The 14,756-nt window shown below is 65.9% G+C and carries 14 protein-coding genes; 4 read left to right on the top strand and 10 right to left on the bottom strand.

Annotated elements, in window-relative coordinates; translation table 11 throughout:
• Positions 1–49: 49 nt before the first annotated feature.
• A complete protein-coding gene (locus tag BLEFHOIH_RS23175) occupies positions 50–646 on the bottom strand; it encodes a cache domain-containing protein (RefSeq protein ID WP_125461869.1) in 597 nt (198 codons plus the stop codon).
• Positions 647–1,131: 485 nt separating this feature from the next.
• Here BLEFHOIH_RS23175 and BLEFHOIH_RS23170 point away from each other — a divergent pair, with 485 nt between their 5' ends.
• Positions 1,132–3,072: an ABC transporter ATP-binding protein/permease gene (locus tag BLEFHOIH_RS23170; protein ID WP_245297166.1), complete on the top strand. Its 1,941-nt coding sequence runs from the start codon at positions 1,132–1,134 to the stop codon at positions 3,070–3,072.
• A gap of 31 nt (positions 3,073–3,103) precedes the next feature.
• Here BLEFHOIH_RS23170 and BLEFHOIH_RS23165 read toward each other — a convergent pair whose 3' ends face one another.
• The gene (locus BLEFHOIH_RS23165; protein WP_245297158.1) at positions 3,104–3,562 is read right to left on the bottom strand and encodes a nucleoside deaminase; all 459 of its coding nucleotides are present in this window, start codon (positions 3,560–3,562) and stop codon (positions 3,104–3,106) included.
• 224 nt (positions 3,563–3,786) lie between these two features.
• Here BLEFHOIH_RS23165 and BLEFHOIH_RS23160 point away from each other — a divergent pair, with 224 nt between their 5' ends.
• Positions 3,787–4,380, top strand: coding sequence for a TetR/AcrR family transcriptional regulator (locus tag BLEFHOIH_RS23160; protein WP_088348397.1), 594 nt, complete (start codon positions 3,787–3,789; stop codon positions 4,378–4,380).
• Positions 4,377–5,282, top strand: a complete 906-nt coding sequence (locus BLEFHOIH_RS23155; protein ID WP_088348396.1) for a haloalkane dehalogenase — start codon at positions 4,377–4,379, stop codon at positions 5,280–5,282. Before BLEFHOIH_RS23160 ends, BLEFHOIH_RS23155 begins: the two co-directional genes overlap by 4 nt.
• Before the next feature lie 91 nt (positions 5,283–5,373).
• On the opposite strand, the gene hydA is transcribed toward BLEFHOIH_RS23155, so the two are convergent.
• Both hydA and BLEFHOIH_RS23145 read right to left on the bottom strand, forming a co-directional pair.
• Complete coding sequence (hydA, locus tag BLEFHOIH_RS23150; protein WP_088348395.1) at positions 5,374–6,828, bottom strand: dihydropyrimidinase; 1,455 nt, start codon at positions 6,826–6,828, stop codon at positions 5,374–5,376.
• A gap of 64 nt (positions 6,829–6,892) precedes the next feature.
• Positions 6,893–8,143, bottom strand: a complete 1,251-nt coding sequence (locus tag BLEFHOIH_RS23145) for a Zn-dependent hydrolase (RefSeq protein ID WP_088348394.1) — start codon at positions 8,141–8,143, stop codon at positions 6,893–6,895.
• Positions 8,144–8,351: 208 nt separating this feature from the next.
• On the opposite strand from BLEFHOIH_RS23145, the gene BLEFHOIH_RS23140 reads away from it, so the two are divergent.
• The gene (locus tag BLEFHOIH_RS23140) at positions 8,352–8,987 is read left to right on the top strand and encodes a TetR family transcriptional regulator C-terminal domain-containing protein (RefSeq protein WP_088348393.1); all 636 of its coding nucleotides are present in this window, start codon (positions 8,352–8,354) and stop codon (positions 8,985–8,987) included.
• 96 nt (positions 8,988–9,083) lie between these two features.
• On the opposite strand, the gene cobD is transcribed toward BLEFHOIH_RS23140, so the two are convergent.
• The 6 genes from cobD to BLEFHOIH_RS23110 form a co-directional block, all read right to left on the bottom strand.
• Positions 9,084–10,079 carry a threonine-phosphate decarboxylase CobD gene (gene cobD / locus BLEFHOIH_RS23135; protein WP_088348392.1) on the bottom strand — a complete coding sequence of 332 codons (996 nt, stop codon included), beginning with the start codon at positions 10,077–10,079 and terminating at the stop codon, positions 9,084–9,086.
• Between the two features lie 94 nt (positions 10,080–10,173).
• A complete protein-coding gene (gene modC, locus BLEFHOIH_RS23130; RefSeq protein WP_088348391.1) occupies positions 10,174–11,292 on the bottom strand; it encodes a molybdenum ABC transporter ATP-binding protein in 1,119 nt (372 codons plus the stop codon).
• Entirely contained in the window at positions 11,289–11,972 is a 684-nt protein-coding gene (gene modB / locus BLEFHOIH_RS23125) for a molybdate ABC transporter permease subunit (protein ID WP_088348493.1), read from the bottom strand. Before modB ends, modC begins: the two co-directional genes overlap by 4 nt.
• Positions 11,973–11,987: 15 nt before the next feature.
• On the bottom strand, positions 11,988–12,770 hold the full coding sequence (gene modA / locus BLEFHOIH_RS23120) for a molybdate ABC transporter substrate-binding protein (RefSeq protein WP_088348492.1): 783 nt from the start codon (positions 12,768–12,770) through the stop codon (positions 11,988–11,990).
• Positions 12,771–12,952: 182 nt separating this feature from the next.
• The gene (locus BLEFHOIH_RS23115; RefSeq protein ID WP_245297157.1) at positions 12,953–13,744 is read right to left on the bottom strand and encodes an ABC transporter ATP-binding protein; all 792 of its coding nucleotides are present in this window, start codon (positions 13,742–13,744) and stop codon (positions 12,953–12,955) included.
• Complete coding sequence (locus tag BLEFHOIH_RS23110; RefSeq protein WP_088348490.1) at positions 13,741–14,751, bottom strand: iron ABC transporter permease; 1,011 nt, start codon at positions 14,749–14,751, stop codon at positions 13,741–13,743. The genes BLEFHOIH_RS23115 and BLEFHOIH_RS23110 overlap by 4 nt, the downstream gene beginning before the upstream one ends.
• Positions 14,752–14,756 lie beyond the last annotated feature (5 nt).

Raw genomic sequence — 14,756 nt, 5'->3', positions numbered from 1 at the left:
TTGTTCTTTTGTTAAAGAACACTTATTGAGCGTTGCCGAAACGTCGCGCTTAAAAGGTGGTGGGCAGCCTTTCGACATTGATGTTGACTGTGATGGCGCCGATCGGCAGGCCGCTTTCGGGATCGACGACCGGCAGGCTGACCGGGATTTGCAGCCTTTGCCCGGTCGCATCCTTCTCGACATTATCGACGAACACCGGCTCGGTCCGTTTCTTGAAGCTTTTCTGCCATTTGACTTCGTCGCCCTGCCAGTAATCGTCGGTCAGCCCGCTCTGGCCGACATTCATACCTTTTTCGTCCATGACGACGAGCCGGCCGATATAGCCGTCGGAGGCTGCCTGCTTCTCCTTCAGAAAGAGGGAGAGCGGGTTGTTCAAGACGCTGTCGATCAGCGGCTTCGACGGTGAATCCAACTCCCGCCGCCATTGCTGGTCGAGACGTTCGACATCCGTATCGGTGAGCTCGGCATGGGCGAAATTCTGAGCCTGCACCGCATCGACGACGACATGGTCGCGCAGCCAGGGCACGACGTGCAGGGCGATGTATCGTTTCACCTCGACAATATGGGCTTCCTCGCCCAGCGCCGGGACTTGGCCGCCAACAAAGCAGGCCAGCACCGCCGCAGTCGCGTAAACAAGCCGAAACATCGTCATCTCGCTCCGCCCGGCCCAGCGCGACCCCGCCCGGAGTTTTTACGCCGCGCGCCGTTAAGATTTTGAAAACGATGGTGGCTGGCAGGGCCATCCCGCCTTTTGGGCGCTATTGATCGTCCTCGGCGAAGGGATGCGATAGCCCTGAGCAAAGGTCAATCGAGCCGATGTCTTCAATTAAGGCCGGAGGTGAAAAACGCAGCGGACAGGGCGGTTCTGAGTCGATGAATCGTCAACATTGAACCGAGCCACGGCCGATGCGGAAAAGCGAAAATGTTGAGCAAGTAACGGGTGTGGCGCCGAACTCTTGTGGTTTGGCCGGCGCCGGTGCTCTATGGGATACACCGCGTTAGAAATGCGTGCCGCCGCTGCGCCCATTCGGGAACGCTTGCGCGCCAGCCGCATTTGTTTTCGACGAAAGCCGGCGGCCGCCGGCAACACGCTCCCGCACGCCCTTCGCCCAGGTAATAGATATGACAGCAATGACCGGTGCGGACCGGCCGGATGCCCTTCCATCCGGCGCGGCCGATGATCTGACTTCGGAGAAGCTGCGGCGGCGCAATCTGCTCAGGCGCTTCTGGCGAACGGCCGGAAAATTCTGGGCGGGCGAGGCCCGCGCAATGGCCTGGACGCTGTCGGCCGGACTGCTCCTCATCATCGTGCTGCTGCTCGGCTCGGCCTATGCCATGAACGTCTGGAACCGGGCGATCTTCGACGGCCTGCAGAACCGCGACACCGCTGCGGTGGCGTGGCTGTCGGTGATCTATTTCGTGATCCTCGGCGTCAGCGTCGCCTTGAGCGTGGTGCAGGTTTATATCCGGATGCGGCTGCAGCGGAGCTGGCGGGCGTGGCTGAACAACCAGCTCATCGACCGCTGGCTGACCAATGGCCGCTACTACCAGCTCAATCTGGTGCGCGGCGATCACGGCAACCCCGAGTATCGCATCGCCGACGACGTGCGCATCGCAACCGAATCGCCGGTGGATTTCGCCAGCGGCGTCACCCAGGCCTTTCTGTCGGCGGCGACTTTCATCGTGGTGCTGTGGACCATCGGCGGTTCGCTGCCCGTCAATCTGGGCGGATGGCAGTTCGAGATCCCCGGCTTCCTGGTGCTTGCCGCGCTGCTCTATGCGCTGATCGCCAGCGGATCGATGGTGCTGATCGGCAGCCGGTTCGTCGCCGCCTCCGAGAACAAGAACCAGAGCGAGGCGGAATACCGCTATGTCATTACGCGGTTGCGCGAGAACGGCGAGAGCATCGCCCTCATTCGCGGCGAGGAGGAGGAGCGCGCCGGCGTCGACCGCTCGCTGAAGAAGGTGCTCGCCGCCTGGCGCGACATCGCCTTCCAGAACATGAAGACGACGGTCGTCTCGCAAACTTCCAGCTTCATCGCGCCGGTGCTGCCGATCATCCTGTGCGCGCCCAAATTCCTCGACGGCTCGATGACGCTCGGCGAGATCATGCAGGCCGCGTCGGCCTTCACCATCGTGCAGGGCGCCTTCAACTGGCTGGTCGACAACTATCCCCGCATGGCCGATTGGACCGCGTCGGCCCGGCGCGTCGCATCCCTGATGGTCGCGCTGGACTCGCTCCAGGAGGCCGAAGAGGGCGACGGCGTCGGACGGATCAGCATCGAGACCGAAGGAACCGGAGCGGCGCTGCGCCTGCGCGACCTGTCCGTGCGGCTGAATGACGGCACCGCCGTGGTCGACGATACCGATGTCGTCATCATGCCGGGCGAGCGGGTGCTGATCGCCGGCGCGTCCGGCTCGGGCAAGAGCACGCTGGTGCGCGCCATCGCGGGTCTGTGGCCCTGGGGCGGGGGCACCATCGAGGTCAAGAAGGACGCCAAGATGTTTTTGCTGCCGCAGCGGCCCTATGTGCCGATCGGCACGCTCCGCCGCGCGGCGACTTACCCCGACGCGCCCGAAAGCCGGAGCGTCGAGGAGGTTGCCGATGCCTTCAAGCGGGTCGGCATGGAGCAGCATATCGAAAAGCTCGACGAGGAGGCCCCTTGGGACCAGACGCTGTCGGGCGGCGAGAAACAGCGCCTCGCCTTCGCCCGCATCCTGCTGCACCGGCCGGATATCGTGGTGCTCGACGAGGCGACCGCCGCGCTCGATGCCAAGAGCCAGGTCAAGCTGATGGAATTGCTGGTCGACCTGGAAGGGACCACCTTGCTGAGCGTCGGCCACCGGCCGGAACTTGAGGATTTCCACACCCGCAAGATCGAACTCGAAAAGCGGCAGGACGGGGCCAAGCTGGTGCGCGATGTCGAGCTGGTCGAATCCTCGCGACGGGCCTTATGGCGGCAGCTCCGGCGCTACGTCACGCGCTCCAACAAGAGGCCCGCCGGCGAAGGGCGCGGCCCGGATGGCGAGGCCGCGGGCAATGAAACGCCAACGCCGGAAATGAGGCCTTGAGCCTGGGGAACCGGCGCCCGCCGCTCCGCAGCTATGCCGTCGGCTCGTCCTCGCCGATATCCTCGAACCAGTCGCCCGGGCGCTCGCGGATGACGCGCTCCATCAGCGCGATGCATTTGGGATCGTTGAGGATGACGACCTCGACGCCGCGCTCGCGCAGAAACGCCTCATTGCCGCCGAACGTGGTGTTCTCGCCGATGACAACGCGCGGAATGCCGAACTGGACGATGGTGCCCGCGCACATCATGCAGGGCGACAGCGACGTATAGATCACCGTGTCCTTATAGGTGCGCTGCCGGCCGGCATTGCGGATGGCGTCCATCTCGCCATGCGCGATGGCATCGCCCTGCTGGATGCGCTGGTTATGCCCCGCGCCGATAATCTCGCCTCGGCGGACAAGCACCGAGCCAATCGGCAAGCCGCCCTCGTCGAAGCTCTTCTTCGCGAGGCGGTAGGCTTCTGCCATGAACGCGGCGCCGTCGTGATCCATCAAGGGCTCCGGTGGTGTGCCGGTAGGCCGCGCCGGCGCGGCTATGCGTGCCTCGCATCATGCAAGGTTCCGGCGGCGAAGAAAAGCGGGATCGTTCGGCAGCGGACTTCGCGGCGAGCGGCGGTTTGCGCCTCGGCGCCGGTCGGCGCGGCACGCTTGCGCGATGTTCGTCATCTGCCTGCAAGCTGCTTGACGAATAATACGGACGACCGTATTGTTTTCCGATGGCAAGACATTCACTCCGTGACCAAATCCTGGAAGCCGGGCTCAAGGTGATGTTCCGCAAAGGCTATGTCGGGGCGGGCGTGCGCGCGATCGTCGCCGAGGTCCCGGCGCCGCAGGGCTCGTTCACCAATCATTTCCGGTCCAAGGAAGAGTTTGCGCGCGCGGTGCTCGACCACTATTTCGAGGATCTGAAGCTGCTGGTTGCCGAAGCGCTAGGCGACGAAAGCCGGACGCCGCGCGAGCGTCTGCGCAATTATCTCGACATCATCACTGACCGTCTTGCAAAAGCCGAGTTCAGCCGGGGCTGCCTGATCGGCGACTTCAGCCTCGAAGCGGCGCCGGTGAGCGAGATGCTGCGCACGCGGCTGGAGGAGATCTTTCTCGAATGGTGCTCCTCCTTCGCCGCATGCATCGCGGAGGGCCAGGCGGCCGGAGATATCGAAGCCGCGATCCCGGCTGAAGACCTTGCGGAGTTTTTGCTTTCCTCCTGGCAGGGCGCGATCTTGCGCATGAAGGTCACACGCACCGCCGAACCGCTGGAGCGCTTCAAGCGCATTGCTTTCTCGACGATTTTCAAGGAGCCATCGGCATGAGTGCGGATATCAGCCTACCAAGTCTTCGCGTGCTGGATTCGGCGATGGCCTATCGCGAGTTAGGGGCACCGGGCGCGCCAGTGGCGCTCTTCCTGCACGGCAACCCTACCTCCTCCTTCATCTGGCGCAACATCATGCCGTTCGTCGCCGGGACCGCGCATTGCATCGCGGTGGATCTCATCGGCTTCGGCCAGTCGGGCAAGCCCGACATCGCCTACCGCTTCGAGGACCATGTCCGCTATCTCGATGCGTTCATCGCAAAGGCCGGGATCGCCTCGGCTTATGTGGTGGCGCAGGATTGGGGGACGGCGCTTGCCTTTCATCTGGCGGCGCGCCAACCGTCGTTCATGCGCGGCCTTGCCTTCATGGAGTTCATCAGGCCCATTCCGACCTGGGCGGAATTCCTGCGAGGATCACCGCGGCGTGAAATCTTCCGGCGGTTTCGAACGCCCTGCGAAGGCGAAACGCTGATCCTTCAAGACAACGCCTTTGTCGAGCGCGTGCTTCCAGGCTCAGTGCAAAGAAAGCTCAGCGATGAGGAAATGGCCGTCTATCGCGCCCCGTTCCCCACGCCGGAATCCCGTCGACCCACCTGGCGCTTCCCGAACGAGCTGCCGATCGCGCATGAGCCGGCGGATGTGTACGCCACAATCGAGGCGGCCCACGCGGCGCTCGCCACCTCGACCTATCCGAAGCTGCTCTTCGCCGCCGATCCCGGTGCTCTCGTTTCCCCTGAATTAGCAGAGGACTTCGCGCATCGCCTCCCCGATTGCCGGCTGGTCAGGCTCGGCTCCGGGCTGCATTTCCTGCAGGAGGATCATCCCGAGATGATCGGCAGGGCGGTCGCGGCGTTCATTGCCGAGATCGAGGCCGGGCGCGCAAGACCGGCTGCGAAGCTTTAACCAGGCCGCCGCCCATCGGAACGGCGGTCGGAACCGCGAGGCGCAACCGCAGCTCTTTGAAATTTCCGCTCGCCGGCGTGACACCTCGCCCTCAAACCCCGCTCGGAGGGATGCCGGAGCGTTCCACCTTGCGCGGGGCGGTCAGCTCCTTCCACTGCGACAGCGCGCGGGCGACCGCCGGGAACGGCTCGCGCGGCACATAGCGGCCGTGGCCTTGCTCGCTCTTCAGCACCCCGTCATCGACCGCCAGCTTGCCGCGCGTCAGCACGTAGCGCGGCAGGCCCTTCACCTGCTTGCCCTCGAAGACGTTGTAATCGATGGCCGATTGCTGGCTGGCCGCCGTGATGGTCTTGCCCTTGGCCGGGTCGAGCACGACGATATCGGCGTCGGCGCCTTCGACGATGGCGCCCTTCTGCGGATAGACGTTCAGGATCTTGGCGATGTTGGTTGACGTCACCGCGACGAACTCGTTCATGGTCAGGCGGCCGGTCTCGACGCCATAGGTCCACAGCATCGGCAGACGGTCTTCGAGCCCGCCCGTGCCGTTCGGAATCTTGGTGAAATCGCCGATTCCGAAGCGCTTCTGCTTGGTGGTGAAGGCGCAGTGATCGGTCGCCACCACTTGCAGCGAACCGGCCTGCAAGCCCGCCCACAAACTGTCCTGATGGCTCTTGTCGCGGAAAGGCGGGCTCATCACGCGCTGCGCGGCGTGGTCCCAGTCCTTGTTCTGATATTCGCTCTCGTCGAGCGTCAGGTGCTGGATCAGCGGCTCGCCGTAGACGCGCATGCCCTTCTGCCGGGCGCGGCGGATGGCTTCATGCGCCTGCTCGCAGGAAGTGTGGACGATGTAGACCGGGCAGCCGGCCATGTCGGCGATCATGATGGCGCGGTTGGTGGCCTCGCCCTCGACCTCGGGCGGGCGCGAATAGGCGTGCGATTCCGGCCCATCCTTGCCTTCGGCCATCAGCCGCGCCTGAAGCTCGGCGACGACGTCGCCGTTCTCGGCATGGACAAGCGGCAGCGCGCCGAGCTCGGCGCAGCGCTTGAACGAGGCGTACATCTCGTCGTCATGCACCATCAGCGCGCCCTTATAGGCCATGAAGTGCTTGAACGAATTGATGCCCTTGTCGCGGACGACGGTCTCCATCTCGCGCCAGACCTGCTCGCCCCACCAGGTGATCGCCATGTGGAAGCCGTAATCGCAGGCGGCGCGGCCGGTCTTGTTGTGCCACATCTGCATGGCCTCGAGCAGCGACTGGCCCGGGCTCGGCAGGATGAAGTCGACGACCATGGTGGTACCGCCGGACAGCGCCGCGCGGGTGCCGCTCTCGAAGTCGTCGGAGGAATAGGTGCCCATGAAGGGCATTTCGAGATGCGTATGCGGGTCGATGCCGCCGGGCATGACGAAGCAGCCGGTCGCATCGAGCACCGTGTTGCCTGTGAGGCCGCCGCCGATGCGGGCGATCTTGCCGTCCTCGATCAGCACATCCGCCTGCCAGGTGCGGTCGGCAATGACGATGGTGCCGTTCTTGATGACGGTGGACATAAATCTCCGCTCCCCTGTCTGGCCGGATGGCCCGGCGCGATCACGCCGGATCGCAATCTACGTTCTACTCCACGATCCCCGCCGTCTCGATCACCGCGTGGAACAGCACATCGGCCCCGGCGGCGGCCCATTCTTGCGAAATCTCCTCGGCCTCGTTGTGCGACAGGCCGCCGACGCAGGGGCACATCACCATCGCGGTCGGGGCGACGCGGTTGATCCAGCAGGCATCGTGTCCCGCGCCCGAAATGATGTCGCGGTGCGAATAGCCAAGCCGCTCCGCCGCGTCGCGTATTGCCTTGACGCAGCCGGCGTCGAAAGTGACGGGATCGAAGCGGTTGACGTTCTCCAGCTCCAAACCGAGGCCCATCTCGTCGGCGATTTTCTGCGCGCCCTCGTAGAGCCGCTTCTCCATGTCCTGGAGCACAGCGAGGTCGGGCGAGCGGAAATCGACGGTGAACACCACCTTGCCGGGGATGACGTTGCGCGAATTGGGGAACACGTCGATATGGCCCGCCGCGCCGACCGCGTCCGGCGCGTGCGACCAGGCGATCTCATCGACCAATTGCAGGATGCGCGCCATGCCGAGCCCGGCATTCTTGCGCATCGGCATCGGCGTCGAGCCGGTATGGGCGGCAACGCCCGTCAGCGTGAGCTGTGTCCAATAGGTGCCCTGCCCGTGGGTGACGACGCCGATATCCTTGCCCTCGGCCTCCAGGATCGGCCCCTGCTCGATATGCAGCTCGAAATAGGCGTGGATTTTCCGCGCGCCGACCGCCTCCGGCCCCTTCCAGCCGATGCGCTCCAGCTCGTCGCCGAAGCGCAGGCCCTTGGCGTCGGTGCGGCCATAGGCCCAGTCCTGGTCGATGGCGCCTGCGAACACGCCCGAGGCCACCATGGCGGGGGCAAAGCGCGTGCCCTCCTCATTGGTCCAGTTGGCGACAATGATGGGATGTTTGGTCTTGATGCCGAGATCATTGAGGGTGCGGACGACTTCCAGCCCGCCGAGCACGCCCAAGACGCCGTCATAGCGGCCGCCGGTCGGCTGGGTGTCGAGATGGCTGCCTATAAAGACCGGCAGCGCTTCCGGATCGGTGCCGGCGCGGGTGGCGAACATGGTGCCCATGGCGTCGACGCCCATTTCAAGCCCGGCCGCCTCGCACCAGGATTGGAAGAGCGCGCGCCCCTCGGCATCCTCGTCGGTCAGCGTCTGGCGGTTGCTGCCGCCCGCGACGCCGGGGCCGATCTTGGCGATCTCGTGGATGGACTCCCAAAGCCGGGCGCCGTTGATGCGAAGGTTCTCTCCGGGCGCCGCCATGCCTGCTCATCCTCGCTGCGACCGCGAAACCGCCGGGACGCGCTGTGTCCCTCGTCATTGGCTTCGGCGTGTGGCTGCTGTAGAATTTTGACCGATTGGACAAATCCTAGCATTGCCGGGTTACCGGTCAAGGGCATAGTTGGCGTAAACCGCGAGGGATTTCGAGCGTCTAGCTTATGCGAAACCCTTGCGAAAAGGTCCGTAAAAGATGACGGCTGAAGCGCCCGCCACGGGACCGAACACCCGCATCCAACGCGAGAAGCGCGAGCTCATTCTGGGCGCGGCGCTCGAGGTGTTTTCCACGCACGGCTTTCGCGGCGCGACCATCGACCAGATCGCCGAAGCCGCCGGCATGTCGAAGCCGAACCTGCTCTACTACTACCGCAGCAAGGAGGAAATTCACTCGACCCTGCTGCACCGGCTGCTCGACACCTGGCTCGCTCCCTTGCGCGAACTGAGCGCCGAGGGCGATCCGCTGAAGGAGCTGCGCGGCTATATCAGGCGCAAGATCGAGATGGCCCGCGATTTCCCGCGCGAGAGCCGGCTGTTTGCCAATGAAATGCTGCAAGGCGCGCCGCGGGTCGGCGAAATGCTGACCCGCGAGCTGAAGCCGCTGGTGGACGAAAAGGCCAAGGTCCTGCGGCAATGGATGCGCGCAGGAAAGCTCGGCAAGACCGACCCGCATCACCTGATCTTCGCGATCTGGGCGACCACGCAGCACTACGCCGATTTCGACGTGCAGGTGCGCGCCGTGCTGGGGCTGGACCGCGCTGGAGAGGGCCGGTTCGAGGACGCCGCGCGAAGTATCGAGGCGCTCTTTCTGGAGGGGCTGCGGCCGCGCTGAGTGGCCGGTCAATGGTCGCGCTTATACGAGAAGGCGTGCTCGACCCGCTGCTGCGTACTAAGCCACAACGGGTGATTCCATACCAAACTTCCCGCTCTAGGCGTGGCCGGCCGCCGGGCCAAGCGCGGCGCCGAGGCGGTTGAAATCGGCGTCGCTGGCGGGCAGGCCAAAGCGGAGCTGGTCGGGTGCGCTGTCATAGCGGCGCACCCAGATGCCTTGCGCGGCCAGCCGGGCGTGTATCGCGGTCGCGGCGGGGTGCGAGGCCAGACGGTAAAGCGATGTGCCGCCCAGCACGGTGAGACCGGATTCGACGAGCAGGGCGTCGAGGCGCCGGGCGAGGCCGTGCAACGTCCGCCGGGCCGTGTCCTGCCACGCGCGGTCGTCGAGCGCCTGTATGCCGATCTCAAGGGCGGGGCCGGAGACGGCCCAGGGGCCGATCAAAGCGCCGAGCGCATCGATGACGGTGCGCGGGCCGAGCGCGAAGCCGAGGCGGACTCCCGCGAGGCCGAAGAATTTGCCGAAGGAGCGCAGGATGACGAGGCCGTCGGCACCACCCTGCGGGGCCACGCTGATCTCGGGTAGCACATCGGCGAAAGCTTCATCCACGATGAGGACTCCGCCGCGCGCCGCCTGCGACCCGGCGCAGGCGAGTACGTGCTCGCGCTCCCAGGCGCGGCCATCCGGATTGTTCGGGTTGACCAGCACGATGGCATCGGCCCCCGAAGCGCGATCCAGGTCGTGGACGATCTCGACCTCCGCGCCGGAGCGCCGCCAGCAGGCCGCATGTTCGTTATAGGTCGGACCGACGACGGCAACCCGCGCTGTCGGGCGTGCGAGGGGCAGAAGCTGGATGAGGCATTGCGTGCCGGATGCCGCGATCATGGGCGCGTCGGAGCGCGCGCCGTAAGCGGCCCGCGCGGCCTTAAGCAACGTTTCGAGCCGGTCCGACTGGGGCAGCTTCTGCCAGGCATCGGCACTGGGCGGCTGGAATGGGTGGGCCAGCGGGCTGATCCCGGTCGACAGGTCGAGCCAAGCGTATTCGGGCACGCCGTAACGCGCCGCCGCTTCCGCCAAATCGCCGCCATGTCGCATGAGGTCTGTCTCTCGGGTCCGTTGAGCCGGCATGATAGCAGGACGGGCCGCCATAGGTTCGCCCCGCAACACCAAGTCGCGGGCGTCGCGCCCGTCAGGCTCCGGACGCCAGCAGCGCAACGCTCTTGATCTGCGCGAACACCTGCGAACCCTGCGCGAGCGCCAACGCCTCCAGCGATTTGCGGGTGATGCGCGCGACGATGCGCGCCCCCGCGCCATCCGCGCCCAACCCCGCCACGACGGTGACCTGCGGCTCGCCATCCGTCTGCCCGGTGATCGAGAGGATGCGCGCGGGCAGGCAATTGAGGATCGTCGTATCGCCCGGCGGCGACAGGCTGAAGCTCACATCGGCTGCGGTAATCCGCAGCCGGCGCGCATCGCCAAGGCGGCCCTGAATGCCCGGCACGACCAACATGCCGCCCGCGACCGAAACCGCCGTCAGCGCATAAGCCTCGTCGATGCTGGCGATCCGGCCCTCTAGCGTTACAGCAGCCTCCGGCGCGCGCAGCAGTGGCAATCCCGGGTCGGCCTCCAGCTCGAATAGCGGACCGGCGGCGAGCACGCGCCCGCGCTCCAGCAGCACCAGCGTGTCGGCCAGCCGCTCGACCTCTGCGATGTCGTGACTGACATAGACGATCGGGATCGACAGATGCCGGTGCAGGGCCTCGAAATAAGGGAGGATCTCGTCCTTGGCCATGCGATCGAGTGCCGAGAGCGGTTCGTCCATCAGCAAAAGCCGAGGCTGGGACAGCAGCGCACGCCCCACCGCCACGCGCTGGCGTTCGCCGCCGGACAGGGCCAGCGGCGCCCGCCCTAGCAGGTGGCCAATGCCGAGCAGACTGACGATCTCATCCTCGCGGATCAACTCCTCCGCGCCCTGTTTCGCCGCGCGCCGCGCGCCGTAAAGCAGGTTTTTCCGCACCGACAGATGCGGGAACAGGCTCGCCTCTTGGAAGACATAGCCGATCGGCCGCTGATGCGCCTTGCGGAAGATGCCGGCCGCGTCGTCCTGCCAGATTTCGCCGCCGACGCTCAGCCGCCCGGCGAGCTTATGCAGGCCCGCCATGCAGCGCAAGATCGTGGTCTTGCCGGAGCCGGATGGACCGAACAGCGCCGTGACGCCACGCATCGGCGCCTCAAAGGCGACGTCCAGGCTGAAGGTCCCAAGGCTGCCTGAGAAGGCTGCGGCGATGGCTCCGGCCTCGCCGTTCATGCGCCGGGCCGCCCGATGCGCTTCTCCAGCAGCATCATCGCCAGGATGACGCAGAAGGAGAAGACCAGCATCCCGCCCGCCAGAATATGCGCCTTGCTCCATTGCAGCGTCTCGACATAGTCGAAAATGGCGATCGACAACACCTTGGTTTCGCCCGGAATATTGCCGCCGATCATCAGCACGACGCCGAACTCGCCGACCGTATGGGCAAAACCGAGCACCGCGCCGGTTATGAAGCCGGGCCGGGCGAGCGGCACGGCGACGGTCCAGAAGCGGTCCCAGGGCGAGGCGCGCAAGGTGGCGGCGACTTCCAGGGGGCGCTCGCCGATGGCTTCGAAAGCATTGCGGATCGGCTGCACGACGAAGGGCATGGAGAACAGCACCGAGCCGATCACCAGCCCCTCGAAGGTGAAAGCCAGCGTGCGCGCGCCGTAAAGGCCCGCGACCCAGCCGCCGGGACCGTTCGGCCCGAGCGCGATCAGCAGATAGAAGCCCAGCACGGTCGGCGGAAGGACGAGAGGCATCGCGATCACAGCCGCGACCGCCTCCTTCCATGTCGCCGGTGAGCGGGCCAGCCACCAGGCGATCGGCGTGCCGATGGCGAGCAGCAGCACTGTGGCGATTGTCGCCAGCTCGAGCGTCAACCGGATCGGAGACCAGAGCTCGGCGATATCCGGCATCAATGGACCTGACTGCTAATCGCCCGCGCCATAACCGAATTTATCTTTCACCGCCTTGGCTTCCGGATCCTTAAGATAGGCGAGAAAGGCGCGGGCCGCTTCATTCTCCGCGCCCTTTTTCAACAGCACGGCGTCCTGCGCGATGATGGTGTAAAGCCCTGCCGGCACGATCCAGCGCGAGCCCTCATCCTTGCCGATCACCTGCGACAGCGCGACGAAGCCAAGCTCGGCATTGCCCGTGTCGACGAATTGATAGGCCTGGGCGATGCTGTTGCCCTGCACGATTTTCGGCGTCAGCGCCTCGTAGACGCCGAGCGCCTTCATCGCCTCGACGGCTGCGGCGCCGTAAGGGGCGGTGGCCGGATTGGCGATGGCAATCTTGGTGAACTTGCCGTCCTTCAAGGTTGCTTCGCCGGTGACGAGGTCCTTGTACTTGCTGAACAGCACGATCCCGCCGGTAGCATAGGTGAAGCGGCTGTCGGGCACCGCAAAGCCGTCATCGGCCGCCTTCTTGGCGGTCGTCTGGTCGGCGGAAAGGAAGACTTCGAAGGGCGCTTCCTGGCTGATCTGCGTATAGAGCTGGCCGGTGGCGCCGAAGCTGAACACGGCTTTGTGGCCGGTCGATTTTTCGAACGCCGCGCCGATGTCCTTGGCCGCCTCGGTGAAATTTGCCGCGACCGCGACCTTGACTTCGCCCGCTTCGGCCGGGGCGGCAGCGAGCAGGAGCAGGGCAAACGGCAGCGCCGCCAAGGACGCCAGCCGCTTCAAGGGACGGAACAAGAGGGCAAACTCGGCCATGAGCATACACTCCCTCGCTATATACGAACAAACACAACGTGTCATAACCCGCCCTGGCTGAAACCGGCAAGCGCTGATCTGCGAAAGGGGCATGGGAAACCTAATCGCTATATTCAGTTGGATACAGCGCATGATGGCATATTGCGGCTGACAGTCAAGCGAAGGGCTTGCATGAATGCTGTTTAGCCGCGCGGCTGGTCGTAATCGGGCACGCAGACGGTCTGGCCGCGCGATAGCTGCTCCACGGCGACCTCGACGCCGTAGACCGCCCGCAGCCGCTCCGGCGTCAGCACCGACGCAGGGTCACCCTCGGCTATCAAACGCCCGTTCTGCAGCAGCAGCACCCGGTCGGCGACGCTGAAGGCGTGGTCGGGGTCGTGGGTGGAGAGGATGATCGCCAGATCGCGGCTGGCGAGGCGCTTCACCTCCGACAGCACCGTGACCTGATTGCCGAAATCCAGGCTGGCGGTCGGCTCGTCCATGACGATGATGGCCGCATCCTGGGCGATGGCGCGGGCGATCAGCGCCAGTTGCCGCTGGCCGCCGCTGAGCCTTGTATATTCGGCGGCGGCGAGATCGGCGATGCCGAGCAGGTCGAGAGCGGCGCGGGCGCGCTCGCGGTCCCTGGCCGAGGGCGCGGCGAAGAGGCCCAGATGCGCGGCGCGGCCCATCACCACCATGTCGAGCAGCTTGAACGGGAAATGCGCGGCGTGCGCCTGCGGCACATAGGCGACGCGGCGCGCGATCTCGCGGCGCGGCATCCGGCCGAGCAGATCGCCGCCGAGCCGCACCTCGCCGCCATGCGTGGGCAGCAGGCCGAGCAGAGTCTTGAATAAGGTGGTCTTGCCCGAGCCGTTCGGGCCGAGCAGGCAGATGATCTCGCCCGGCCGCAGCGACAGGGCGACATCGCGGCCGACGGTGCGGCCGGGATAGCCGAAGGCGAGGCCGCGCGCTTCGAGCAGGGGCGCGCTCACCAGCCGTCCCTCCTGGCGACCAGCAGCCAGAGGAAGAACGGCGCGCCGACCAGCGCGGTCAGGATGCCGAGCGGGATTTCGATGCTGGCCATGGTGCGCGCCAGCGTGTCGACCAGCAGCAGATAGCACGCGCCCATCAGCATGGCGGTCGGCAACAGGCGCTCGAAATTGGGGCCGACCAGCATCCGCGCCAGATGCGGCAGGATCAGCCCGACCCAGCCGACGACGCCGGCAATGGCGACGGCGCTCGCCGTCATCAGCGTGGCGGCGGCGATGATGAGATAGCGCAGCCGGTGCGTTTCGAGGCCGAGGGCGCTCGCCTCCTCGTCGCCGAGCGAGAGCAGGTTGATGCGCCAGCGCAAAAGGATCATCGGCACGAGGCCGAGCAGGATCATCGGCAAAGCGGAGAGCACGTCGCCATTGCGGATGCTGGACAGGCTGCCGAGCAGCCAGAAGGTGATGGCGGGAAGCTGCTCATAGGGATCGGCGAGGATTTTGAGCAGCGAGATCGCCGCGCCCGCCAGCGAGCCGACCACGACGCCCGCCAGCACCAGCACGAGGATCGGCTCGCGGTCGCGCACCAAAAGGCCGATCGCGGAGACCAGCGCGACGGTCGCCAACCCGGCGAGGAAGGCGAAAAGCTGGATGCCGAGCACCGGCAGCGACAGGAAGATGCCGATCACCGCGCCGAGCCCGGCGCCGGTCGAGACTCCGAGGATGTCCGGCGAGACCAGCGGATTGCGGAACAGCCCCTGATAGGCCGCGCCCGCCGCCGAGAGCGCCGCGCCGACCAGCACGGCGGCGAGGATGCGCGGCAGCCGGATCTGCCAAAGCACGGTGTCGATCTGGCCGGCCGCCGCGCCGCCGGTGAACAGGCGCAGCATGGCCCCGCCAATATCGGCAAGCGCGATTGGATAGCGGCCGAGCTGCATCGCGCCGATCATCATCGCGGCGAGCAGCAGCGTCAGCGCGGCGATCAGCGTCAGCGGTGCGCCGCGCCGGCCCATCCGCG

It is taken from the genome of Rhodomicrobium sp. R_RK_3, from assembly GCF_002198715.1.
Taxonomy (GTDB): domain Bacteria; phylum Pseudomonadota; class Alphaproteobacteria; order Rhizobiales; family Rhodomicrobiaceae; genus R-RK-3.
The sequence above is the reverse complement of the archived record's forward strand: the minus strand, read 5'-3'. Positions and strand labels throughout refer to the sequence as shown.